The sequence below is a fragment of the Dactylosporangium salmoneum genome (assembly GCF_039532525.1).
GTDB classification, from domain to species: domain Bacteria; phylum Actinomycetota; class Actinomycetes; order Mycobacteriales; family Micromonosporaceae; genus Dactylosporangium; species Dactylosporangium salmoneum.
Window position 1 is genome coordinate 1 of sequence record NZ_BAAARV010000075.1, and the last position, 25,385, is coordinate 25,385.

Sequence of the window (25,385 nt, forward strand, 5' to 3'; positions counted from 1 at the left end):
CACACCCGACGTCGGCCGACCACCATCATCAAAGCTCGTGTACGTCGTCCCGTCCGGCGCCACCTCGCGAATCGGCTTACCGCTCGGATCGGCCTCCAGCACCGTACCGTTGGCGAACTTCTCGAACACGTCGCCCTGCGCGTCATACGACAACGTGAACTGACTGCCGTCCGCCGACACACCACCCGTCGGGCGTCCCTGGCCATCGAAGCCCGTGTACGTTGTGCCGTCCGGCGCGATCTCACGAATCGGCTTGCCACCCGGGTCGGACTCCAGCACCGTACCGTCGTCGAACTTCTCGAACACGTTGCCCTGCGCGTCATACGACAGCGTGAATCTGGCACCGGCCGGTGTCACACCCGACGTCGGGCGTCCCTGGCCGTCGAAGCTCGTGTACGTCGTGCCGTCCGGCGCCACCTCTCGAACGGGCTGGCCGGACTGGTCGAGGTACAGGCTCGAGCCGTCGGGCAGCTGCTCGGTCGACGTGCCGTCCGGCTGGTACGTGCGCACCGAACCGTCCGGGTTCCACTGACGGGTGGGGTTGCCGTCCGCGTCGTATTCCACGCGGGTTCCGTCCGGCATGGTCTGGACGGCTGGTTGCTGCGGCGTGGCCGGGAGCGCGTCGATGCGGGCGGTCATCTCGGGTGCGTCCGAACCGGTCATGGCGGCCTCCTGTCAGCCGACCATGGTGCGGCCCATGCCGACCAGGTCGTCGAACACACCGAAAACCCCGAGCGCCAGCGAGACCGCCGCGACGTTGCACAGCACGCCGACGATGTCGATGAAGCGGTACCGGTCGGGCCGCACCGTCGCGCCCGGCATCGCACCCGCGGCCGCGGTGAGGACCGGCATCGTGTCCGGCTGCCGGCGCATCATCGACCCGGCCATGCCGACGCCGACCAGTGCCGCGCCGAGCGCCGCGAGGCCAGCGACGATCACGGTCCCGTTGAGGTGGTAACGACTCACCAGCGCGACCAGCGCGCTGAACAGGCCCACCACGCCCGCGCCGCCGATGAGGATCAGCTCGTTGGTGAACCCGCGCTGCCGCGCACGGACGAGCAAGGCCACGCCGACGACCGCGGACAGCGCGATGGCGAATCCGCCGCGCGACGCGGCCAGGACCACGAAGGCCACGGCGAGCGCCAGGGTGGGCCCGGCGAGGACGACGGTCAGCAGCCGGCGCGAGCGGATCAGCAGCTCGGTCACCGATCGTTCCATCGACGCCGGACCCTTCGACGGCCGCCGCGACCACGCGGCGATGCCCGCGGCGAGCAGTTTCGCGACGCCGATGAAGGCCAGCGCGGCGATGACGACGGTGGCGCTGGTCTGCACTGCGTTCGTGTGCAGGGCGATGAATACCGGCGCCAGGACCGCGGCCACGCCGAGTTCGACCGCCAGGGCGATGATGACGGCCTCGGGCAACGCGGCGAGCGCCATCAGTGCGGCCACGTTCGCCCCGCCGACGGCGCCGGCCCAGGCGTACCCGCCCCCGGCCAGCGCGGTCGCCACGAGCGCGCCGGCCGCGGCGAGGCACGGCACCGCGGTCAGCATCACCAGCAGCCGCAGGCCCGCGGGTACCGGCGTCTCGCGCTGGCTGAGCGACCATCCGCTGGCCACCATGACGAGGCCCGCCGCGATGAGGGCGAGCGCACCGCCGATCGCACTTCCCTGGTACCACAACGCGAGCAGCCCGGTGGCGAGCAGCCACAGCAGGCCGAACCCGATGACGACGAGCCCCGCCGGCGGGGCGTTGTCGCGCTGCGACTGGGCCTGTTCGGCGACGATCTCGCCGACGTCCTCGACGATCGGTTCGGTGTCCGGATCGCGGGCGACATCCCGCAGGTACAAGATCTGACCGTCGGTGACGCCGGCCGCGCCCAGCGACGTGTCCAGCGGCAACGCCGCCTCCCCGGCCAGGGCCAGCGACCAGGCGGCGGGGAGCACGTTGCGGCGCTCCTGCCCGCACAGGTCGGCCAGGCCGGGCGCGTATTCGCCGATCGGTGCGGTGGTCGGCAGCGCCACGTCGACGCGCTTGCGCACGCCGACCACCGTCACTCTGCTCCGCGCGTCAAGCATGGCCGCGCTCAGCGCTTCCAGGTTTGCACGTTGGAGGACTCGCAGTCGGAGTAGTTGTTCCAGTTCAGGTTCATCGTCTGGGCGATGACGCCGAGGACCCCGGTCGGGCCGAACAGGCCGTCCGCGGCGACGTTCCACTCCTGCTGCAGGCCCTCGTAGTACGCCTGCGCCGCACCGGTCCAGGTCTGCATCAGCGGGGCGAGCTGGCTCTTCAGCGCGGACAGCTCCCCCTCGATCTGGGTGGCGACGCCGTTGATGTAGTTTCCGGCCCCCTGCAGGTCGCTGGGTACTTGCAGCATCGATCCCGTGACGTCGGGCATGGCGATCTCCTTGTGTGGTCGGTCGGACGGGGAACGCGGATCAGAGCCGCGCGCCGGGCAGGTCGCCCTGGATGGGAACCAGGTTCGAGATGTTCTGCTGCTCGGTGTCGGTGTAGTTGACGTAGTTGCCGCGCAGGCCCGAGCCGATGTCGGTCAAGGCGTTGTTGAGCATCCGGCCGAACGTGTCGTAGTCCTGCATCAGCGCCTGGAACGTCGTGGCGGCAACGCCGTGGTAGGTCGCCTCGAGATTGACGACGTACGACTTCAGCGCCGCGAGCTGGGCCTGGATCTCGTTGGCCGTGGCGTCACAGTTGGCCGCCGCGTTCGCGACGTACTCCGGAGTGACTTTGAAGTCCACTTCTGCACCCTTTCTTCACATCAACAGATTCCTTTGGTACCGCGTACGACAGCGCCTGTGGACACCTCCTCAGCTGGGTGCCAGTGCCGACGCGGCCGATTCGTCGGCGTCCTGGGACAGCGCGATCTGCACCAGGGCGTTGGGGGCGCTGCGCCGCACCAGCACGCCGCGACCGGGTGGCCGCGGGGCCGCGCGCTCGTCGCCGAGCAGCGGCCCTTCCCGCGGGTCGCCGTCGAGCACCAGGCCGTCACAGCCGAGCTCGCGGATGCGGGTCATCAGGACGTCGGCCATCGACGCGCGGCTCATCCCGGTGACCCGGCGGGCCAGCACGATGTGCAGGCCGACCTCACGCGCGTGCGGCACGAACTCGGCCAGCGGTGCGAGGGGCGAGCCGTGGCCGGTGCCGACCAGGTCGTAGTCGTCCAGCACCACGTAGATCTCCGGCCCCTCCCACCAGCTGCGCGCCTGCAGTTCGGCCACGGTGACGGTGGACGGCGGCAGCCGCTCGCGCAGCTTGTCGCAGACCTGCTGGACGTACGCCTCGGCGGCCCGGCCGTCCATGGCGTACGCGCCGAGGTGGTCGGCCGGAACGGCGTCGAGCAGCGAACGCCGGTAGTCGACGAGCACGATCCGGATGTCCAGGGCGGAATGCCGGTCGACCAGCCCGGCGATCCAGGTCCGCAGGAACGAGGTTTTGCCCGACCGGGAGTCGCCCAGCACCATGAAGTGCCGGGTCTCGCCCGACAGGTCGACGGTGACCGGAGCCAGGTCGGCCTCGGCCAGCCCTACCGGTACGCCGGTGGTGCGCACGGGGAGCTCCCGCAGCTGCGCCACGGTGAGCCGGGCCGGCAACATCCGTACCGCTGGGGCCGGCGCCCCGGTCCAGCCCGCACTGATCTTCGCCAGCGCGTCCTCCTGCGCCTCCCCGATGCCCTCCGCGGTCTCCCGACCGTCGAGCCGGGGCAGCAGGAGCTGGAAGTGCACGCCCGGCTGGGCAATGCCGCGGCCCGGCACGGCGGTGGCGATCCGGGCCGCCAGCCGCCGGTTGACCTCCGACTCGGCCGGGTCGTTGAGCCGCAGCTCGACGCGGGTACCGATGCTGTCCCTCAGCGCAGGCCGGATCTCCAGCCAGCGGCTGGCCGACAGCACCAGGTGGACCCCGACACCCAGCCCTCGGGCGGCAATGTCGGCGACCAGCGGCTCGGCGTCCTCGAGCTCGCTTCGCACCGCGCCCCAGTTGTCGATGAGCAGGAACACGTCGGCGGTCCGCAGCCCGTCCGGCAGGCGACCGGCCGCACGCCGGGCCCGGAAGTCCGCGATCGAGTCCACCGACAGCTTGCGGAACAGTTTCTCCCGGGCCACGATCAGCCCGCGGATCTCGGCCAGGGTACGCCGGACGAGCTGCTGGTCGCCGCGGCCGGCCACCGAGCCGACGTGCGGCGCGGACTGGTACTGGTGCAGCGTGCCGCCGCCGAAGTCGATGGCGTAGAACTGCGCCTCTTCCGGCGTCAGTGTGAGCATCCCGGCCAGCATGATGGTGCGCAGCGCGGTGCTCCGCCCGGTCTGCGGCGCGCCGACCACCGCGAGATGGCCGTGCGGCCCGCCGAAGTCCATCACCAGCGGTTGCTGTTCCTGTTGCAGTGGCAGGTCGATGACCCCGATCGGTACCTTCAGCGTGCCCGGCTGCGCCCAGATCCGGGCGCCGTAGCCGCGGCCGGGCAGCAGACCGGGCGCGCCGATCAGGTTGTCCATCGCAATCGCGGCGGGCAGCGGCGGCAGCCAGACCTGGTGGGCGGGGCGGCCGACCTGCTTCAGCCGGTCGACCACCACACCGAGCTCGGTCGGACCCGGCCGGTGCTCGGCCGCGGCGGGGGCCCGGTCGGGTGCCGGTGTCGCCTCGGCCGCGGGCCGCTCGCGGATGCCGAACGGTACGATCGCCGACCGCACGGCCCGCTCCTGCGCCCGTTGCTGCGCCGAGAGGTACGGACCGGACACGTGCGCCACCCGGAACCGCTGATAGACCGACTCGTCGACCTTCAGGTACGCCGACCCCGGTACCGGCGGCAGCCGGTAGGCGTCCGGCGTGCCGATGACGGTACGGCTCTCCTGGGCGCTGAAGGTACGCAGGCAGATCCGGTACGACAGGTGTGAGTCCAGCCCGCGCAGCCGCCCCTCCTCGAGGCGCTGGGTGGCCAGCAGCAGGTGCATCCCGAGGCTGCGACCGACCCGGCCGATCTGCACGAACAGATCGGTGAACTCGGGGCGGCCGGACAGCAGCTCGCCGAACTCGTCGACGATGATCACCAGATACGGCAGCGGTTCCAGCGGTCTCCCGTCCGGGCCGGGCCGTCCGGCCGCCTGCCGTTGCTGGTACTCCCGGATGGAGTCGAGGTTGCCCGCCTGGCGCAGCAGTTGCTGGCGGCGCTGCTGCTCGCCCTGCAACGCGGCCTGGACCCGGTCGATCATCGCAACATCGTCGGAGAGGTTGGTGATCAGGCCGGCGACGTGCGGCAGGTCGGTCAGCGGCGCGAACGCCGCGCCGCCCTTGAAGTCCACGAGGACGAAGCTGATCGTCTCGGGTGAGTGGGTCACGGCCAGCCCGGTGACGAGCGTACGCAGCAGCTCGCTCTTGCCTGAACCGGTCGCGCCGACGATCAACCCGTGCGGCCCGGAGCCGCCCTGCGCGGACTCCTTGATGTCCAGGACAACCGGCTCGCCGTCGCCGTCGCTGCCGATCGGTACCCGCAGCAGGCGTTCCCCGGTGGCGTTCGCCCACCGGCCGGTGATGTCGGCGGTCGCCGGGTCGCCGCCCAGCAGCATCTCGGTCAGCGACACGATCCGGCTCAGCACCTGGTCGCGTTCGTCCGACAGGCGCAGCGGGGCCAACCGGCGCGCGATCAGCTCGGCCGTCGCCGGTGACACCACATCGGGTACCACCGACTGCGCGGTGGCGGCGACCAGCGCCGGCGTGCCGGTGACCTCCAGTTCGTTGGTGTCGGTCAGCTGGATGCGCAGGTCGACCCGGCTCGGCTCGTCGACCTCCCGCTCGGCCAGGAAGATCAGGGTGATGCCCAGCTGCGGACCGGCCGCTTCGAGCAACGCGCGCAGCAGCGCCGAACGGCCCCACTCCGATACCGGGTCGAATCCGGTGAACAGCACGATCAGGCGCCGCTGGACGGGCGCGCTGCCGCGGTCGAAGCCGATCTGGCCGCGCCGCGCGGCGGCCTGCTCCTGCCGGCGCTCCAGCTCCCGCTCGAGGTAGTCGGCGAGGTCCTCCGGGCCGGCGGCGACCAGCGGCACAACCCCGGCCTCGCTGGGCGCGTCCGGCTCGATCGTGTGCGGCAGCCACTTGGCCGACCCCCAGTCACCGACGGACGCCTCCACCGCGATCGCCACGTCCTCGGGCGCGTGCAGCACGGCGACCTGGCACAACAACGCGCGCACCACCCCGTCGGCCGCCGGCCTCGGGCCGAGAACGCTGATGACGCCGCTGGCCCCGACGTCCACGACGCTCGGTTGCCCCTCGACCCGGCCCATCCGGTCGACCAGCTTCTGCGCGGCCTGCAAGGAGTCCCAGTCGTACTCGGCCATCGGGTCGAGCCGGGTACCGATCTGCATCGGCGTGGACAGGTGCGCCTGCCCGACGCCGAGACGGATGCGCAAGAAGTCCGGGTCGCTCTGGCGCCGCTCCCACACCCGGTGGTAGCCGGTGACGATGCCCCACAGCCGCTCCGGTTCGGGGTGGACCAGCGCCACGTGCATCCGCTGTACGGTCGCCACGGCCCGGGCCTGCGACCGTACCGCGGCCAGGTGGTTGCTGTACCGGGCCCGTTGCCGCTTGCCGGCCTTGCGGTTGGCGCTGCGCGTCTGGACCTGCATCGTGACGGTGGTACCGATGGAGACCAGCACGAAGACGATACCGATGACGACCAGCAGCGGCCGGCCGAAACTGATCATGTAGCCGACCATGGCCATGCTGCTGATCAGCGGCAGCACCATGCTGACCCAGGTCGAGGCACCCGTGCCCGAGCGCGCCTCCGGCGGCGTGGGTAGCACGACCTTCTCGTCGGACAACGGCGGCGGCAGGAACCGCGCCGGACGGTGAAACGCGAGCCGACTCATTCCACTCCTCCTCCCCGGCTCAGCCGGTGCACACGACGCGGATCTGGGTCACCGCGAGCCGGGCCGCCGGCTGGGCCGGGACCCCCTGGTTGACCAACTGCACCGCGATCCCGCCCTGACTGACCGGATACGTGCCGGCCGATCGCCACTCGCCGCGCGCTGCGGTCTCATCGAGGGTGAACGACGCCAGCCGGCCGCCGCCCGGTCCGGCCGTGACGAAGAACTGTGCGGTGGTGGCGGCCGAATCGGCCGGCTGCTCGGCGGCGGGCAGGTACACCGAGACGGTGCAGCGGTGGATGTCGGCCGCGGGCTTGAACCACCAGACCGCCGACACGTTCTCGGAGGACTTGTGCGCGTCACCGCTCATCGGGATCGCCTCGAAGGTGCCGTGGCAACCGTCGTACGCCCACCCGCCGCGCGGCGCCGTGTGCCAGTCGGCCGTGCGCCCCGTGACGTCGAACCCGCGGTCCGCCCCGGTACCGCAGTCCCAGCCGCTGACCGCGCTGTACTGCGGTCCCGACGAGACCTGCGGCGCGGCGGCCGCGGCCGGCATGGACAGAGGTATCGGGTGCAACATCTGCAGGGCCACGCCGATCACCACCGCGACCGCCACCGCGCCCATCGTGACCATGAGCGTGACGTGCACCCGGGCGACGGGCCGGTCTCCATCCGGCCGGGCCCAGGACTGTGCGACGAAGGCGCGGACGAACTCCTGACGGTCCACGGAGGTCCGGGCGGCGGGTGGTCCGGACGCGGCCGCGGCCAGCGGCGTCACGGCCGGTTCCGGCTCGCTCGGCGATGGCGTGGAGGGCTCCGTCGGCGCCGGCAGGTGCTCCGGCGTCACCCGGCCCAGCGCGACCGGATCCGGATCGGACCGGGCCGCCCCGTCGGCGCTTGGCATGGCAGGCAACGGTGTCCTCCTTGGGTTTCGCGCCGGGTTACCATGCGTCTACTACGTGCGGCCACCGCGACTGGTTCTGCTTTGTTTCTCGGAATGCCGGGAAATGCCGGCGACACAACCGTCGCGGACTCACGATCGAGCGGCACGCGTCGACCATCCAATGTGGATCATGAATCTCGGGCGAGGAGCCCGTTCAGCCCGTCGGGGTTTCCTCGGCTTCGGCCGGCACGCCGGTCGCAGCGGCCGTCTCCCGGCGGCGGACGCCACCCGACCGGCTCGCGCCGACCGAGACCTCGACCGGCGCCTCGTCCGGCGCCACGACCGGGGCCACCGGCATCGCCGCCGATTGACGTTCCCCGGCCACGCCGGTCTCGTCGACGTCCGATGTGGACAGTTGGGACAACCGTTCGCCGACCGTCGCGGCACCGGCGGGTTCCGTCACCGGCGCGGTGGGCCCGCCGAGCACGGGGTCATCCGGCCGGATCGCGCGGCGGGCCCGGAGAATGAGCATGACCACGGTGACCAGAGCCAGCAACGCGATGATGACCAGTGCGTACCCCCGGTACGGATGAGGCTCGGCGGGACGGGTCGCGACCGGCTGCGGCGTCGCCGCCCGGTTCTCCTCGGGAAGCACCTGGGTCACGGCCAGCCCCGGATCGATCATCCCGGTACCGGCCCGACCGGACACGGGCTGACCGGAGGCGTCGGGACCGGAGGCGGCTGGGCCTCCCACCGGGTCGGTGGTCGCCTCGATCCGGTGCACCGTCTGGGCCGCGGTAAGGTGCGGGAACCTCGCCCGGACCAGTGCCACCTCCCCCGCCACGAAGGCGGCGGCGTACTGGCCACCGGTCACCGAGACCGGGCCGACTCCGCTGATCCCCAGTCCGGCGACAGCCACCCCGGGAGCGACCACGTCGACGGCACTGGCGGGGTAGTGCAACGCCGGCATACCGTCGATGCCGACCGCCCCAACGCGGAGCAGAGTGGCGGCCGGCGGCCCCGATGGGGCGGCCGACGGGGCGGCCCCGCTGCCCAGGGCGGCGGTGACCACCACGGCGTCGTGCGCCCCGGCGTTGCGGATTGCGGCGGCCACGGTCGGGTCGGTCCGGTCGACATAGGTGCCGAGCACTACCACCTTCGCCCCGGAGTTGGCCGCGAACTCGATCGCAGCGACCTGGTCCGGCACCGTCGCTTGCGGGTTAGTGGTGACCAGCCGGACGGGCAGGACGGTCGCGTCGGGCGCGACCCCGGTTACCGCACCGGAACCGGAGTCGGAGCGTGCGGCGATGATGCTCGCCATCGCGGTACCGCTACCCAGGCAGTCGGTGTCGCCACGGCCGGAGCCGGAGACGATGTCGGTGCCGACAGCGACCCGCCCGCTGAGCGCCGGCAGGTTGGCATCCACGCCCGAGTCGACGACCGCCACCGTGACACCCTTGCCCCGGCTGTAGTTCCACGCGTGTTCGGGCGCCAGTCGCAGGGCCGCCCACTGGTCCTGGTTGCCCGGCGCGCTCCGGCCGGCCGCGCAGTTCCCCGGCGCCGGCACGGCCGCGGGCGGGCCGGTCGGCCGGCTCGTCGGTGCCGACGATGCCGACGGGGTCGGTGACGCGCCCGGCGCGGGCACGGTGGTGGGGAGCTGCCCGTACCGCACACCGTCGCCACGCGCGTCCCAGGGCAGCACCAGATACCAGCCGGCGCGCAGTTTCGCCGAATCGCTGAGGGCACCGCCGGCCGGCTGCGGGCGACCGACGTTCAAGTTGAAGATCTCCCGGCTGCGATCGGACGAGCCCAGGAACCGCCCGGCGATCTCCGGCAGGTTCTCCGGCGAGCCGTGATAGGACTGCGCGACGGTGTAGTACTTCTGGTATTCCTGGCCGCTCGCAGTAGGCGCGGCCGACGCCGTCGACGGCGCCGACACCCACACCATGATCAGGACCGTCAAACTCAGCAGGACGGCCGCACATCCGCGTGACCGCCCTCTCCGCATGGCAGGCACCGGCATCCTCCTTGACGCACCTCGATCATTCCGGTCCGGCGACCAGATGGGCACGGCCATTACTACGCGCCGGGACAGAGGTCCGTTCGGACGTATTTCGAACCGGAACGCTCAGTCCGCCGTCGTGTATTCGCGAGCGGCAACGGACACTGGAGGCGAACGTGGCGATGAGCGGGATTCGACGGTTTGCCGGCGAGCACAACCTCGGCCGGTACCTCCGGCCCGGCGTGCCGCTCGTGACGGTCTCTATTGCGGCGCTGCTGCTGATCTTCGCGCTCATCGCCGGCGTCGGGGTCCTCGTCACGTCCAAGCGGAACCCGGAGGCGTACGCCGGGACACCGGTGCCAGCGGCCCTGCGCCAGCCCATCGCGACCGCCGCGCTGTCCTGCCCTACGCTGACACCGGCGCGCCTGGCCGGACAGCTGATGGCCGCGTCCAGGTTCGACCAGAACGCCACCTCGGCCGACGGCGGCACGGGAGTCGCCGGCCTGACGGACGCGGCCTGGGCGAAGTGGGCACCCGACCCACACGCGGTACGCGCTGACGCGGCGAGCGCCGTATTGGCGCTCGCCCACCAGATGTGCGACCTGGTCGGCGCGGTACGCGCGGCGAAGGTCACCGGGGACCCGTGGCGCACCGCTCTGGCCGCCTACCGGGTCGGCGTCGACGCCGTTGTCCAGGCCCACGGGGTGCCGCCCACCGCGACCGCGTACGTCGACCAGGTGTCGGGCTACGCCGACTGGTACACCAAGCACCAGACACCCACGACGGCGGGGAGCGCCGCCGGCCCGGCCCGCCCGATACCGGCCGCGTATCTTCCCCTGGTGCAGGCCGCCGGGAAGGTCTGCCCAACGGTGACGCCCAGCCGCGTGGCGGGACAGCTGATGGCCGCCTCGGGCTTCCAGGCCGATCTGATCGGGCCGACCGCCGCCATGGGTATCGCCCAGTTCCGGCCCGACATCTGGGCGCAGTACGCCCCGTCGGGCAGCGCCTCGCCGGGGGATCCGAAGGCGGCCATCCCCGCAGTGGGCACCGCCATGTGCGATCTGGTCGCGCAGCTGACCCCGCTCGGCGGCGACCCGTACCAGGTCGCCCTGGCCGCGTTCTGGCTCGGGCCGCAACCGGTACGCCAGGCCGGCAAGGTACCCGACTCCGCGGGCATCGGCGACTTCGTCAAGACCGCGCTCGACTACGCCCACGCCTACGCCACCGACGCGGCACTCAGTGCCGGCCAGCTGGCCGCCCCGACCGATCCGAGCAGCGGGCCCGGCGGCGGCAGCACGCAGCCGACCACTGCGCCGCCGGCGCCGGGCCGGCCGGGAACGTCCTCCGCCCAAGGGACCGTGGTGACCGTGCAGGCCACCTATGTCCTGCAACGCGGTCAGTCGGTCCAGAGCAACCGCACCCGGGTGGTCATGGAGAACAACGGAGAGCTGACCGTGTACGACGAGACCGGCCGGAAGCGGTGGAACTCCCCGACCACCGGGCGCGGGTACAAGATGGTCTTCCAGGACGACGGGAACCTCGTGGTGAACGACCAGAGCGACACGACCATATGGACCTCCAACACGCCCGGCCACAACGGCGCGACGCTGGTCCTGGAGGCCGACGGCAACGTCTGCGTCGTGTACCAGGGCGTCGTGATCTGGGCAGCCAACACCGCGCACTGACGCCGCCGGGTCCACGGTGGCGCCGGACGCCGCGCACCACAAGCAATGTGAACGGGCGCCGACAGCGCGCCGTAGTACCGACTGAGAAGCACGACATCTGCGTGAGGGGTGATGGTCAGGTGGGGCAGCTATCGACGGTCCGGTCTGAGAAGACCGGTCAGCCGGCCGCGGCGGACCCGCTCGGACCGGTGAACGGGCACACGTTCACCGTGGCAATCGTCGACGACCAACCGGTCCGGCGCGCCGGCATCGAATGGCTCCTCGCGCCTGACCCGACGCTGTCGATCGTGGCGTCGGTCAGCCGGGTGGACGACCTGTCCACCGTGCACGCACGTCCCGATCTGGTGGTGCTGGACCTGCCCGCGGGCACCCGGGACGAAGCGGTGGCGCTCATCGCGCGCGTGGCGGCACAGAGCAGACCGATCGTCATTTCCGCGTGGGACACGGCGCCCTCACTGCTGAGCGCGGTCCGGGCCGGCGCGTGCGCCTGTGTGAGCCGCCAGGCCGACCGGTCGGCGGTGGGCACGGCGATCCGGGCCGTCGCCGACGGCGGGTTCTACGTGTGCCACCGGCTGCGCCAGCAGTTCCACCACGAGCTGACCAACCAGCCCCTGGACGACTCCACCGGGCTGGCCCCACGCGAGGTGGAGACACTGCGGTGGATCGCCCAGGGCTTCACCCAGGCACAGATCGCCCGGCGAATGGGGCTGTCGCAGGCCACGATCAACACGTACGCCAAGCGGATCCGCACGAAGCTCGGCGCCACCAACAAGGCGGAGCTGACCCGGCTGGCCATCCAGCTCGGCCACCTCACCAGCGACCGCCACGCCAGTACGGCGGCGTGAGTCGCCATGCAGACACCGAAGCCCGTCGCCGCCGGACGGTCGTACCGCGTCGCCGCGCGCGGCTGGGGCGCACACCGCACCATCGGCGCGGCCGTGCGGGCCGCCCCGGAAAACTCGGTCATCACCGTGGCGCCGGGAACCTACAACGAACACCTGGTGCTCGACCGGGACGTGGTGATCAGCGCCGAGAGCGCCGAGGGCACGGTGGAGCTGGTCGCCACCCAAGGACCGGCGATCAGCGTGCACAGCGGCGCCGCGACCCTGCGCGGCCTCGTCGTACACAGCGGCGACCCGAAAGGCATCGCGGTGTCGGTACGCGACGCCACGGTTGTCATGGAGGACTGCCAGGTACGGGGCGGCCGGATCGACGTGGCCGGGTGGGCCCGGGCCACCCTGAACCGGTGCCGTATCCGTGACTGCGGGGGTGCCGGCGTCCACGCCACCGGCGATGCCCACCTGTGGCTGACCAAATGCACAGTGGAGGACGTGGACGGCTCTGGCGTGATCCTCGCGCAGGCGGCCCGGGCCGAACTGAGCACTACCGGCCTCGTCCGGGTCACCGGAGCGGGCCTGCACCTCCGGGACACCACCGGGGCCGTGCTCGAGGACTGCGACGTCGCGGAGAGCGGCGGCGCCGGCGTGGTCCTCGAGGGCAGCGCCAGTCTGCGCATGCTGAACAGCAGGCTGCGCGACCTGGCCGGCGACGGCGTGCACGCCACCGGCAGTGCCCCGCTGGGCGTGCCGCAAGCGTCCGGACCGCAGCAGCCGCCGGCGCAAGGCATCGAGCTGACCGGGTGCACGATCTCCCGGGCCGGCGGCACGGCCCTGGTCGCCGCGGCCGACGCGCAACTGCGGGCGCAGCACTGCCAACTGGTGAGCCCGGGCAAGACCGGCGTCTCCGCGACCGGGCAGAGCCGCGTCGACCTGACCGGCTGCCAGATCACCGACAGCGCCAGCACCGCCCTGGTCATCCGTGACTCGGCCCACCTGATCGCCGAGGGTTGCGCGATGACCGGCTCGGCCGCCAACGGGCTGTTCCTCGGCGACGAGTCGACCTCCTCGCTGAGTTCGTGCACCATCGGCCCGTCGGGCTTCACCGCGGTCCATCTCAGCGGGGCGGCCACCGCCGACCTCGCCGACTGCACCGTGGCCGGCGCCGCGGAGCACGGCGTGCGGGTCACCGGCCGGTCGGTCCTGCGGATGACCGGCGGCCGCATCGAACAGACGCAGATGAACGGTCTTCAGCTCGAGGGGGCCAGTGACGCCACCGTCCGGCGGGTCTCCATCACCGACGCGGTGGTCGGCGTCCGGGTCGATCAGACGCTCCACCGGCCGCTGATCGACGAGTGCGTGGTCACCGGTACACGGCAGTCGGGCCTCGAAGCCGGGCCGTCCAGCAGCCCGACCGTCCGTGGCTGCCGCTTCGACGGCAGCGGCGCCGCGGGCGTGTTCCTGGACCGCGAGAGCCAGGCCCACATCGAAAGCTGCGAGATCAGCAATGTGCACGGCAGTGGCCTGGTGGTGTGGACACGGGCCGACCCCACCATCCGGTCCACCACCGTGACGAAGTGCCGCAAGAACGCCGTGTACTTCGCACCCCAGTCCGCCGGCACGGTAGAGGGCTGTGACTTCTCCGAGACCGAGTACGCGGCGCTCTACATCGGTACCAAGGCCGGACCGGTCGTGCGCGACTGCCGGATCCACGACGTCGACCAGGACGCGGTACTGGACGACGACGCCGCGGCCGTCTTCGAACACTGCGAGATCACGGCGGTGCGCACCACGACCATCCCCAGTTCCGCCCAGGCCCGGCCGGGCCGGGCCGGGGGTCGCGTCCCGTCCGGCGACGCCGGCGAGGCCGGCCCGGAGAAGGAGATGGCCGAGCTGCTCGCCGAGCTCGACGAACTGGTCGGGCTCGAACGGGCCAAGCAGGACGTGGGCACGCTGGTCAACCTCATGCAGATGGTCAAGCGGCGGGAGGAGGCCGGTCTGCTGCCGCCGCCACTGAGCCGGCACCTGGTGTTCGCCGGCAACCCCGGGACCGGCAAGACCACCGTTGCCCGCCTGTACGGCCAGATCCTGCGGGCGCTGGGCATGCTGGACAACGGCCATCTGGTGGAGGTGGACCGGGGCACCCTCGTCGGTGAGTACGTCGGTCACACCGCGCCCAAGACGCAGGCGGCGTTCCGGCGCGCGCTGGGTGGTGTGCTGTTCATCGACGAGGCGTATGCACTGGTACCCGACGGGCGGGGCAACGACTTCGGCCAGGAGGCGATCTCCACACTGGTCAAACTGATGGAGGACCACCGCGACGAGGTGGTCGTCATCGTGGCCGGGTATCCGGACGAGATGGAGCGCTTCATCTCGGCCAACCCCGGCCTCGCCTCGCGGTTCACCCGCACCCTGACCTTCGACGACTACTCCGCCGACGAGCTCGTCCAGATCGTCGTGCACCAGGCCAACGCCCACCAGTACCTCTTGGACGACGACACTCGCGCAGCGCTGCACCGGTACTTCTGGGCGGTGCAACGCGGCGAAGGATTCGGCAACGGCCGGTTCGCCCGCAAGGTCTTCCAGGAGATGACCGAGCGGCACGCCCGGCGCATCGCCGAGCAGTACAGCGCCGCGGGCGCGGAGATGACGGCGCGACAACTGAGCGCGCTTGCCCCGGCCGACCTGCCGGACATCGACGCTCCGGCAGCCGGCGACGGGGCACCGGAGTCATAGCGCGCTCAGCGACGCCCGGCCGGTCAGGCCCGGCAGGCGGTCGTCTCGATCTCGATCATGAGTTCCGGCAACAGCAACTGGCTGACCTGGACCGTCGTCGAGGTGGGAAAGGGACCGGAGCCGTAGATGCTCTTGCGGTACGGCAGGGCGTTGATCAGCGCGGCCATGTCGGTGACGTACATGCTCTCGCGCACGACGTGACGGAACCCCAGTCCGAACCGGTTCAGCGTCTCCCCGATCCGCTGGTAGATGAACGCCATCTGGGCCGCCAGATCGCCCGGGTGCACGGGTTTGAACTGGGGGTCGAGACTCGCCGTGCCGGACAGCCACACGGTGTCGCCCACCTGGACGGCCTGCGAGTAGCCCAGTGACTGCTGATCCGACACCCAGTAGTACATGAGGTTGGTGCGGGACGAGGGCGCCGCACCGGCCGGCTCAGCGGGTGCGGCGAGTCCACCCGCGAGAAGAGCGGCTCCGGCGGCCCCGGCCCCGGTGAACAGCCGGCGGCGGACAGTACGGTGGTGCAGCGGTGCGTCGGTGACACGGTCGGCGTGGCGGCGCATGGCGTACTCCTTCCGGTTTCGTGCGGTCCTTCCATTGCCCGAACTTGATGTCTGCGAGCCTGGCTCATAGTGACGTCCGTGAGCATTCGTCAAATGACTGGTCGGCCTCACCGGCAGGTCTGCCGCCAGCCTCACCCGTGCGCGTACGATGTCGTTTCTCACTTGATGCGAAGGGGGCCGCCAATGGGAGGCGGCGAATCCCGGCCAACCGCGTCAAATGGTGCGATGGTCGGCCGGGCGGACGATCTCCAGCTGCTTCGGACGTTCGTCGACGGCACCGCGCGGTCCGGTGGTGCGCTGCTGCTGAACGGCGACGCGGGAGTCGGCAAGACGATGCTGCTGGACGCCGCGGCGAGCTACGCGGACAGCGTCGGCACCAGGGTCCTGCACGCGGCCGGCACGCAGTTCGAGGCGACGGTGAGCTTCGCCGGCCTGCATCAGGTGCTCCATCCGATCCTCGACCTCCTGCCTGCGCTGCCCGGCGCGAGCCGCCGAGCGCTGGGTATCGGGTTAGGTCTCTACGAGGGCCAGTCGGCCGCCCAGCTCATGATCGCCAACGCGGCACTGGCGCTGCTCGAGCACGCGGCTCGGACCGGACCGGTGCTGATCGTCGTGGATGACCTGCCGTGGCTGGACCGCGCGAGCACGGCGGTCCTCGCCTTCGTCGCCCGCCGCCTCAGCACCGTCCGGGTCGGCTTCCTCGGCGCGTCCCGCTTGGGCGAGGCCGGCTACTTCGACGGCGTCGGGCTGCCCGAGCGGGAGTTGCTGCCACTGGATGCTGCCGCCTCCGACACGCTGCTGCGCGAGCGCTACCCGGCGCTCAACATCCGCATGCGGCAGCGTCTGCTGGACGAGGCGCGGGGCAATCCGCTCGCGCTGCTGGAACTGCCGCTCGCCGTGGCCGATTCGCCGGCCGGCGCGACCGGCGCGCCGCGGGGGGTCCTGCCGCTGACCCGCCGGCTGCAGTCCGTGTTCGCCGGCCGGGTGGAACCCCTTCCGCCGGCGACCAGGGACCTGCTGCTGCTCGCCGTGCTGGACGGCACCGACGACCTCAGCGCCCTCCGCGGGGACGAGGGCGGCGCCGACACCCTCAAGGCGTTCGGCCCCGCGGAACGGGCGCGGCTGGTCCGGGTGGACGCCGGTGGTGGCCGGCTGGAGTTCCGCCACCCGCTGATCCGGTCCGCGATCGTCGAGCTCTCCACGAGCGAGGAGCGGCGCGCGGCGCACCGGCTGCTGGCGACCCGCCGCCCCGACCGGCCCGAGCTGCGTGCGTGGCACCTCGCCGAAGCGGCCGAAGGCCCGGACGAGGAGGTGGCCGCGCTGATGCAGTCGGTGGCGCACGCCAACCTGCGTCGCGGTGACGCCGTGGGCGCGATCAGCGAACTGCTGCGAGCAGCCGATCTCAGCCCGAACGGCACCGATCGGGGCAGCCGCATCGCCGAGGCGGCCTACCTGGGCGCCACCGTGACCGGAGACCTGGCCGCCCTGCCCGGGCTGCTCGACGCGGTGCGCCGCGCCGACCCCGACCGCGCCGGGTCGCTGGCCGGCGCGGTCGCCGGAAGCTACTACCTGCTCAACGGCGACGGCGACGTGGACTCCGCCCACCGGCTGCTGATCGGCGCCGTCGATTCGCTCGCCGACCCGACCGACGCGCACCACAAGGCACTGATCGAAGCCCTGTACAGCCTGTTGATGGTGGCGTTCTTCAGCGGACGGCCGGACATGTGGCCGGCCACCGACGCGGCGATCGACCGGCTCGTGCCGTGGCCGCCCGAGCTGTTGCGCATCTCCAGCCGGACCTTGGCGGACCCCGCTCGCCGCGCGGCTTCAGCACTGGCCGATCTGGACGCGGCCATCGAGCGCCTCTCCGACGAAAACAGCCCGGCCCGCATCGTGCGCACCGCCACCGCCGGGGCCTACCTCGACCGCCTCGACGGCTGCCGCGCCGCGCTGCACCGGGTGGTCAGCCAGGGACGTGACGGCAGTGCCACCACCTCGGTGATCGAGGCGCTCTTTCTGCTCGCCAACGAGGGGTACCTCGCCGGCCGGTGGCACGAGGTCGAGGCGTGGTGCGACGAAGGACTCGCGCTGTGCGACAAGTACAGCTACCGGCTGCTGGCCTGGCCCGGCATCTACCTGCGAGCCATGCTGGCGGCGGCCCGGGGCGACGAGGCGGTGGTCCGGGCCGACACGGAGGCGATGCTGCGGTGGGCAGTGCCGCGCCGGGTGGGTCTCGTCCGCGGATACGCCGCGCACGTCCAGGCTCTGGCGGCGCACGCACGGGGCGACTTCGACACGGCGTACCGGCAGGCGAGTCTGGTCAGTCCGCCCGGCGAACTGTCCGCGTACACGCCCCACGCACTGTGGCTCGTGCTCGACCTCACCGAGGCCGCCGCCCGGTCCGGGCACCAGGCCGAAGCCGCCGCCCACGCCCGGGCGGCCCGGGACGCCGGCCTGGCGCAGCTCTCACCGCGCCTGGCCATGCTGGTGTCGGCGGCCACGGCGCTGGCCGACCCCGATCCCGGGGCCAACGAACCGTTCGTGGCGGCGCTGGAGGTACCGGAAGCAGATCGTTGGCCTTTCGACCTGGCCCGCATTCAGCTGGCGTACGGCGAGCGGCTGCGCCGGACCAAGGCGACCATCGAAGCGCGGATGCACCTGACGGCCGCCCTGGAGATCTTCCAGCGTCTCTCGGCGCATCCCTGGGCGACGCGCGCCGGCACCGAGCTGCGCGCCACCGGTCTCGCCGTGACGAGGACGCGCGACATCGCACCGGAGGCGCTGACGCCCCAGCAGCGCGAAATCGCGTCCCTGGCCGCGGCCGGCCTGTCCAACAAGCAGATCGGTGAGCGGCTGTTCCTGTCGCCGCGCACCGTGTCCACGCACCTGTACCGGATTTTCCCGAAGCTCGGCATCACGTCGCGCGCGGCTTTGCGCGACGCGCTGGAGCAGTTGCCGGAGGAATGACGATCAGACCGCGCACTTACGTCATCTGACGGAATTCCGCGGGCGCCACGGCGGCATAGCGTGCTCTGACTACTACGGTCAGGAAGAGAGCGCCCCATGCCAGATCCAGTGAGGGATGTCGTCCTCGTCCATGGTGGCTTCGTCGACGGATCCGGTTGGCAGCAGGTCTACGACCTGCTGCGCGGCGACGGGTTCCGGGTCAGCGTCGTACAGAATCCGACGGAGTCGCTGGACGGCGACGTCGCCGCCACCCGGCGGGTACTGGACACCTGCGTCGGTCCGGTCGTGCTGGTCGGCCACTCGTACGGTGGCGCCGTCATCTCCGAGATCGGCACCCACCCCAGTGTCGTCGCACTGGTGTACATCGCCGCGTTCGCCCCCGACAAGGGCGAGTCGGTCAACACCCTCATCGCGAGCCCGCCACCCGGCGCGCCGGTGCCACCGATCGTCCCCGCCGGCGCCGGTCACCTGCTGTTGGACCGCGACAAGTTCCACGGCTCCTTCGCGGCGGACCTTCCGGTCGAGCTCGCCGAGTTCATGGCGGACTCGCAGGTACCCTGGGGCGTCGACGCCCTCCGGGGTACGGTCGCCGAGCCGGCGTGGCGCATCAAGCCGAGCTGGTACCTCGTCGCGACCGACGACCGCATGATCCCCCCGCCCGTGCAGCGGGCGATGGCGGAACGCGCCAGCAGCACGGTCGTCGAGGTGACGGCCGGCCACTGCGTCTACATCTCCCAGCCGGAAGCCGTCGCGTTGCTGGTGGCCCAGGCCGCGGCCGGACTGGCCGAGCGCTGACGCGCGCCCTTGTGATTCCTGCCCAGCGATACGAGGAAGGAGGCCGGGATGTGCCACGGCGCCGCTCACGCCCCGCACAGTGAATGTCCCGAAGCATGGATGGCCGGCGTCTACGAGGCACACGCCGACGCGCTGTACCGATTCCTGTTGCGACTGACCCTCGGCCAGGCCGAACTGGCCGAGGACCACCTGCAGGAGACCCTCCTGCGCGCCTGGCGGCACCGCGACGCCCTCAGCACGGACATCGCAGAGGTACGTCCGTGGCTGTTCACCGTCGCCCGCCGGATCGCGACCGACGCGGCCCGTGCGCGCGTCACCCGGCCCGCTGAGATCACCGGAGTCGACCTCGCCGCACACCTGGCCGACGACGACCCGATCGAGCGCGCCATCGCGCGATGCGACATCCGCGCAGCCCTGACCGAGCTGTCTCCCGATCACCGCCAGATCCTCGTGGAGCTGTACCTGCGGGGCAGCTCCACGACCGAGGCGGCCGCCACGCTCGGCCTGCACGAGGGCACCGTCAAGTCGCGGACGTACTACGCCCGCCGCGCCCTGCGCGCGGTGCTGGAACGCAAACGCCGCTCACCGTCGAACCCCCGCAACGCGCAGTACATCGACCGTGCCACGGCCGAGGCTCGCACTTGCACCCCGGCGTAGGCTGCCCCCACGCTCACGTTGCGGGTGCCGATCAATCATCCGGGTGCTGGAGTGACGAGCGTGCGGCCGCATGCCACGGAGACGTCGCCACCGGCGACGTCGATACACGCCATACCTGAGGTCCGCCGATCCGGCCGCCTGGTTGGGTTGGCCGGACCGGCGGAGCTTGACTACTTCACAGAACCGGCGAGCACGCCCTGCACGAAGTACCGCTGGAAGGCGAAGAACACGATCAGCGGCAGGAGCATCGACAGGAACGCGCCGGGCGCGATCACGTCGACGTTGGAGGAGAACGTGCCCATCTGCTCCTGCAGGACGTAGGTGATGGGCTTGCTCGACGCCCCGGCGAAGACCTTCGCGACCAGCAGGTCGTTCCAGACGAAGAGGAACTGGAAGATGGTCAGCGAGGCGATCGCCGGCCAGCCGATCGGCAGCACCACCCGCATGAAGATCATGAACTCGGTGCCGCCGTCCATCCGGGCCGCCTCGAGCAGGTCGCGTGGGATGCCGAGGAAGAAGTTGCGCAGCAGGAAGATGGCGAACGGAAGCCCGAAGGCCACGTGGAAGACGATCACACCGCCGAGCGTGCCGAAGATGCCGAGCGCGCCGAACAGCTTCGCGTCCGGGATGATCGCCATCTGGACCGGTACCACGATGAGCGCGACGACTACGGCGAACAGTGCATCACGGCCGCGGAAGTCCTGCCACGCGAGGGCGTAGGCGGCCAGCGCTGCGATCGCCACGACCAGGATGGTGGACGGCACGGTGATGAGCACGCTGTTCCACAGGCCGCCGACCATGTCGCGGTTGTGCAGGAGGTTGGTGTAGTTGGCCAGGGTCAGCTCGCTGGGCTTGCTGAAGACGTGCCACCAGCCGGTGGCGGCGCTGGCGGAAGCCGGGCGCAGGCTGGCGACCAGCAGGCCGGTCGTGGGCAGCAGCCAGATCAGTGCGATGAGCACGACGACGGTGTACATCAGCCCGCCGCCGACCCGGGTGGCGATCCTGGACACGATGCTGCGCCTCGGCGGGCCCGTCACGGCAGTGCCGGCCGGTTCGAGCGTCGGCACTCTGGCTGTGGATACGAAGCTCATCGGTCCCTGTCTCCTCGCAGCCGGCGGACGTTGTACAGCATGGCGGGCACCACGAGCGCGAAGAGCAGCACGGCCAGCGCGCTGCCCAGGCCGGTGTTCTGGCGGGCGAAGGCGGTCTGGTACATCTGCAGCGCCACGACGTTGGCGTGGTCCTGGGTCACCGGGTCCGGCGCGAGGATGTACACCAGGTCGAAGATCTTCAGCACGTTGATGACCAGCGTGACCAGCACGACCACCAGCACCGGGCGGACCAGCGGGATGGTCACCCGCCGGAACACCTGCCACTCGGTGGCGCCGTCGACCCGGGCGGCCTCCAGCGCGTCACGCGGGATGGCGGACAGGCCCGCCGAGATCAGCACCATCGCAAAGCCGGCCCAGATCCAGATGTAGGCAGCGATGATCGCGGGCGTGACGACGCTGCCACCGAGCCAGGTGACCCCCTCGAACGGAGCCGCAAAGTTCGACGCGGCCAGCCGGACCGTATACCCGTCACCGCTCAGTTCCGGGAAGACGAAGCTGCCCGCGGGGCCGGTCCGGGTCGTGGCGAGCACCTTGCCGTCGCGTACCGCCTCGACGACCATGCCGGGCAGTCCCTTCTCGCCCGCGTCGACGGCGCCGGGCCGGCCACCGCCGCCGGGGGTGAAGTCGAGCCAGACCACGCCCCGCAGGCCGGTCCCGCGGACGTCGGGCGCTGCGTCGACCGCCTCGGCCGGGAGCCGGTCGGGCGGGAGTCCGACCATCGGCAGCAGCACCGGCGCGGTCGGGGCGGCCGGCTGCTCGGTCTGCACGGCGCCGTCCACGGTCACCAGGCCGGCCTCCTCGCGTGGGCTGGTCCCGTAATACTTCGACGGTGGCCTGAACGCGTCGTGAATCGACACGATGGCGGCGTTGAGCGCGCCGCGGTCCTTGTCGGCCTGGTACACCAGGGTGAACGTGACGCCGGCCGCGAGGAACGAGATGGCCATCGGCATGAACAGGACGGTCTTGAAGGCGGTGGCCAGCCGGATCCGCTCGCTGAGCACGGCGAAGACCAGCCCGAGCGCGGTGACCATCGTCGGGGCCACGACGACCCAGATGACGTTGTTGAGGATGGCGTGGCGGGTCGCCGGCCCGGTGAACATCTCGACGTAGTTGGCCCAACCGACGAAGCGGGTGCCGTCGGCGTTGAAGAAGCTGTACCAGACCGTCGCGACGATCGGGTACGCCACGACGGCGGCCAGGATGAGCAGCGCCGGGCCGAGGAAGAGCGCCGTGATGAGGCCGGGGACTTCCCAGCGGCGCCCTCCCCGCCCCCGTTGCCAGGGCTTGCCGTTCGGCGCGTCCGGCCGGCGGGCGAGCGTGTCGCCCCGGACCGGTTGGGCGAACGCCCAATCCTTGTTCCTCGCTGCCGGTGCAGCCCTGAATGTCCCTGCCGGCTCGGACGCGCGCACCATCAATTGCTCCCGAAGTCCTTCTTGGCGGCGTCTTCGAGCCTGCCGGCCAAGGCGTTCACATCCATCGTCGGGTTGCCCAGGAACTCCTGGAGCAGCTTCCACTCGTCGGCGTTGGTGCCGCCGCCGAAGGACGCCGGGGCCAGGTCCGACATGTCGAACTTGATCACGTCGGCGTTGACGACCAGGTTGGCCAGTCCGCGCACCGTATCATCCGGGTACGCCGTCGGATCGACGGTCTTGTTCGGGGTGATGAACCCGCCGCCGCCGGCGAAGATCTCGGCCGACTCCTTCGAGGCGAGGTACGCCATGAGCGCCATGGTCGCCTTGTCGTCCTTGAGTGCCACTGCCTGGTCGCCGCCGACCACCACGGAGGGCTTGGCGCCCTTGATCGACGGGAACGGCAGGTACTTGGCCGTGTCGCCCACCTTGTACTTGCCCGCCTTGGTGATCTCCGAGCCGACGAAGTCGCCCTCGCACAGGATCGCCGCCTTGGGCTTCTCGCCGAACACTTCGGCGACGGACTGCGAAAAGTCGATCTTCAACGCACCGGCGTTGCCGCCATCGATCATCCGCGGCGTCGACCACAGCTGCCCGATGATCTTCAGGGTCTCCACCACGGTCGGGTCGGTCCACGGAATCTGGTGCTTGGCGAGCTTGTCGTAGTTGTCCGGCCCGCCGACCTGGATGTACACGTTCTCGAAGACGTCGGTCAGTGACCAGGCCGACCCGCCCGGCACCGCGAACGGCGTGATGCCGGCGTCGGCGAGCGTCTTGGCCGCGGCGACGAACTCCTCCCAGGTCTTCGGCTCCTTCACGCCGGCCGTGGCGAACGCGTCGGTACGGTACCAGCAGATCGACTTCTGGGCGGCCTTCAGATAGAAGCCGTACACCTTGCCGTCGACCGTGCCGAGGTCCTTCCACGCGGCGCTGTAGTTCGCCGTGACCGCGTCGAGCGCCTCGCCGCTCAGCGTCTTGAGGTTGCCCTTCTTCGCCAGTTCGGCGACGGTGCCGGGCTGCGGGATCAGCGCGATGGACGGCGGCGTGCCGCCGGAGATCTTCTGGTTGAGAAACGATGCAACGTCGTCGCCGGCGGAGGTGTAGATCGTCTTGACGCCGGTCTTCTTCTCGAAGCGCTCCAGGACCTTCTTGAAGTTGGCCTGCTCGACGCCCGACCATTTCGCCACGACCTCGACGGTGCCGGTGAGGCCCGGTGTGCCGGACGGGTCGGACGTGGTGCCCCCGCAGCCGGCAGCGAGCGCGACCGCGGCCAGCGCCGCGGCCAGCGGTGCCATACGTGCCATGAAAGATCTCCTTCGTGTCAGGGGTGTCAGGTCGTCCCACGCCGGGCCCAGCGGGGGCGTTGGCGGTCGACCGCGCCGCGGGTCACGCGGATCAAAGGATCGACCGGCCGGTGTCCAAGTCGAATACGTGCAGGCGAGCGGTGTCGACGGCGACCTCGACGAGTTCGTCTTTGCGGATCCGCGAGCGCGGGCTGAACCTGGCGACGAACTCGGTCAGCGGCACGCCCGAGCCGGCCGGGGCGGCCGGGTCCAGGCCGGCGTCGCGGGCAAGTTCGCGGGTGTCGTCGGTGACGACACCGTCCGCCGCAATCCGCAGGTGCACGAGCAGGTCGGAGCCGAGCGCCTCGACGAGGTCGACGGTGGCGTAGAGCATCGCGCTGTCGCGTGGCACCAGGCTCATGTCCTGCATGTCCTCAGGCCGGATACCCACGGCGACCGGCCGGTCGAAGTACGCCCGCACACCCGGCCGCGCCTGCAACAGCGCCGGGTCGACCCGCAGGCACTGGTCGCCGATTCGCAGCACCACCTGTTCCGCCGACGTTGTGAAGACGCCGGTGACCAGGTTCATCGCGGGCGAGCCGATGAAGCCGGCGACGAACACGTTGACCGGCTGGTCGTAGAGCTCCTGCGGGGAGGCCACCTGCTGCAGCACACCCTTCTTCATGACCGCCACGCGGTCGCCGAGCGTCATCGCCTCGGTCTGGTCGTGGGTGACGTAGATGGTCGTGACGCCGAGCTGCCGGGTGATGCGCGCGATCTCGGCACGCATCTGCACCCGCAACTTGGCGTCCAGGTTGGACAGTGGCTCGTCCATGAGGAACGCCTGCGGCTCGCGGACGATCGCGCGCCCCATCGCGACCCGCTGGCGCTGCCCGCCCGAGAGCGCCCGCGGCCGGCGGCGCAGGTGATCCTTCAGCCCCAGCGCCGCTCCGGTCGCGGCGACCCGGCGCTCGATCTCGGCGCGGGGCACCTTGCGCAACTTCAGGCCGAAGGCGATGTTGTCGTAGACGTCGAGGTGCGGGTACAGCGCATAGCTCTGGAACACCATCGCGATGTCACGGTCGCGGGCCGGTACCCGATTGACCACACGGCCGCCGATGCTGAGGACACCCTCGCTGATGTCCTCGAGCCCGGCCACCATGCGCAGCGCCGTGGTCTTGCCACAACCGGATGGACCGACGAGCACGAGCAGCTCGCCGTCGGCGATGTCCAGGCTCAGCCCGTCGACGGCCCGTGTCCCGTCGGCGTACACCTTGCTCACCTCGTCGAGCCTGACCTCCGCCACGGACCACTCCCGATCTGCTGGGTTCGTCTGGATTCGGCTGATGGCCGCCACGCGTTCACAGATAGGCCGCGACGGCCTCCGAATCAAATGGTGTGGCGAGTGTTGCCGCGTTGATGAGGCGATGACCAGACCGCGTAACGATCCGCAACAGAAAACGCTGCCTTCCTCACAAGATCACAATCTGGATCCGGGGATGACGCGCCGCAGATGTCCGCTTCGCCGTGATTGTCGCCGCTCTTTGTCGTGAATTGAGGCGCAACCAACCGGTCGCCGTTCTG

18 protein-coding genes are annotated in these 25,385 nt (G+C 71.1%); 6 read left to right on the top strand and 12 right to left on the bottom strand.

The features are described 5' to 3' along the window. The 7 genes from ABD352_RS38480 to ABD352_RS38510 all read right to left on the bottom strand — a co-directional run. A partial coding sequence (locus ABD352_RS38480; protein WP_344617500.1) for a hypothetical protein occupies positions 1-663 on the bottom strand: 663 nt, incomplete at its 3' end. 12 nt (positions 664-675) lie between these two features. Then, positions 676-2,076 carry an EsaB/YukD family protein gene (locus ABD352_RS38485; RefSeq protein WP_344617501.1) on the bottom strand — a complete coding sequence of 467 codons (1,401 nt, stop codon included), beginning with the start codon at positions 2,074-2,076 and terminating at the stop codon, positions 676-678. An 8-nt stretch (positions 2,077-2,084) separates the two neighbouring features. Then, positions 2,085-2,396: a WXG100 family type VII secretion target gene (locus tag ABD352_RS38490; RefSeq protein ID WP_344617502.1), complete on the bottom strand. Its 312-nt coding sequence runs from the start codon at positions 2,394-2,396 to the stop codon at positions 2,085-2,087. Between the two features lie 40 nt (positions 2,397-2,436). Beyond that, positions 2,437-2,754: a WXG100 family type VII secretion target gene (locus ABD352_RS38495; RefSeq protein WP_344617503.1), complete on the bottom strand. Its 318-nt coding sequence runs from the start codon at positions 2,752-2,754 to the stop codon at positions 2,437-2,439. A gap of 69 nt (positions 2,755-2,823) precedes the next feature. Further along, positions 2,824-6,876 carry a type VII secretion protein EccCb gene (gene eccCb, locus ABD352_RS38500; RefSeq protein ID WP_344617504.1) on the bottom strand — a complete coding sequence of 1,351 codons (4,053 nt, stop codon included), beginning with the start codon at positions 6,874-6,876 and terminating at the stop codon, positions 2,824-2,826. 19 nt (positions 6,877-6,895) lie between these two features. Then, entirely contained in the window at positions 6,896-7,786 is an 891-nt protein-coding gene (locus ABD352_RS38505) for a hypothetical protein (RefSeq protein ID WP_344617505.1), read from the bottom strand. A gap of 184 nt (positions 7,787-7,970) precedes the next feature. Next, on the bottom strand, positions 7,971-9,704 hold the full coding sequence (locus tag ABD352_RS38510) for a S8 family serine peptidase (protein ID WP_344617506.1): 1,734 nt from the start codon (positions 9,702-9,704) through the stop codon (positions 7,971-7,973). A gap of 236 nt (positions 9,705-9,940) precedes the next feature. On the opposite strand from ABD352_RS38510, the gene ABD352_RS38515 reads away from it, so the two are divergent. The 3 genes from ABD352_RS38515 to ABD352_RS38525 all read left to right on the top strand — a co-directional run bounded on the left by ABD352_RS38515 (position 9,941) and on the right by ABD352_RS38525 (position 15,015). Next, the gene (locus tag ABD352_RS38515; RefSeq protein ID WP_344617507.1) at positions 9,941-11,443 is read left to right on the top strand and encodes a hypothetical protein; all 1,503 of its coding nucleotides are present in this window, start codon (positions 9,941-9,943) and stop codon (positions 11,441-11,443) included. A gap of 188 nt (positions 11,444-11,631) precedes the next feature. Then, positions 11,632-12,288: a response regulator transcription factor gene (locus ABD352_RS38520; RefSeq protein WP_344617508.1), complete on the top strand. Its 657-nt coding sequence runs from the start codon at positions 11,632-11,634 to the stop codon at positions 12,286-12,288. 6 nt (positions 12,289-12,294) lie between these two features. Next, positions 12,295-15,015, top strand: coding sequence for a right-handed parallel beta-helix repeat-containing protein (locus ABD352_RS38525; protein WP_344617509.1), 2,721 nt, complete (start codon positions 12,295-12,297; stop codon positions 15,013-15,015). 23 nt (positions 15,016-15,038) lie between these two features. On the opposite strand, the gene ABD352_RS38530 is transcribed toward ABD352_RS38525, so the two are convergent. After that, on the bottom strand, positions 15,039-15,578 hold the full coding sequence (locus tag ABD352_RS38530; protein ID WP_344617510.1) for a RidA family protein: 540 nt from the start codon (positions 15,576-15,578) through the stop codon (positions 15,039-15,041). Positions 15,579-15,803: 225 nt separating this feature from the next. Between ABD352_RS38530 and ABD352_RS38535 the strand changes: the two genes are divergently transcribed. From ABD352_RS38535 to ABD352_RS38545, 3 genes are all read left to right on the top strand, one after another. Beyond that, positions 15,804-18,545 (top strand): helix-turn-helix transcriptional regulator, encoded by a 2,742-nt coding sequence (locus ABD352_RS38535; RefSeq protein WP_344617511.1) that lies wholly within the window; start codon positions 15,804-15,806, stop codon positions 18,543-18,545. Positions 18,546-18,653: 108 nt separating this feature from the next. Then, on the top strand, positions 18,654-19,340 hold the full coding sequence (locus tag ABD352_RS38540; RefSeq protein ID WP_344617512.1) for an alpha/beta fold hydrolase: 687 nt from the start codon (positions 18,654-18,656) through the stop codon (positions 19,338-19,340). Between the two features lie 99 nt (positions 19,341-19,439). Further along, positions 19,440-19,997, top strand: coding sequence for a sigma-70 family RNA polymerase sigma factor (locus ABD352_RS38545; protein WP_344617513.1), 558 nt, complete (start codon positions 19,440-19,442; stop codon positions 19,995-19,997). 170 nt (positions 19,998-20,167) lie between these two features. Here the strand turns inward: ABD352_RS38545 and ABD352_RS38550 are convergent, their stop codons facing one another. The 4 genes from ABD352_RS38550 to ABD352_RS38565 form a co-directional block, all read right to left on the bottom strand. Continuing rightward, positions 20,168-21,007 (bottom strand): carbohydrate ABC transporter permease, encoded by an 840-nt coding sequence (locus ABD352_RS38550; protein ID WP_344617514.1) that lies wholly within the window; start codon positions 21,005-21,007, stop codon positions 20,168-20,170. Between the two features lie 77 nt (positions 21,008-21,084). Beyond that, a complete protein-coding gene (locus ABD352_RS38555) occupies positions 21,085-22,521 on the bottom strand; it encodes an ABC transporter permease (RefSeq protein WP_344617515.1) in 1,437 nt (478 codons plus the stop codon). Then, positions 22,521-23,822, bottom strand: coding sequence for an ABC transporter substrate-binding protein (locus ABD352_RS38560; protein WP_344617516.1), 1,302 nt, complete (start codon positions 23,820-23,822; stop codon positions 22,521-22,523). Before ABD352_RS38560 ends, ABD352_RS38555 begins: the two co-directional genes overlap by 1 nt. 91 nt (positions 23,823-23,913) lie before the next feature. After that, complete coding sequence (locus ABD352_RS38565; RefSeq protein WP_344617517.1) at positions 23,914-25,107, bottom strand: ABC transporter ATP-binding protein; 1,194 nt, start codon at positions 25,105-25,107, stop codon at positions 23,914-23,916. Positions 25,108-25,385: the final 278 nt, after the last annotated feature.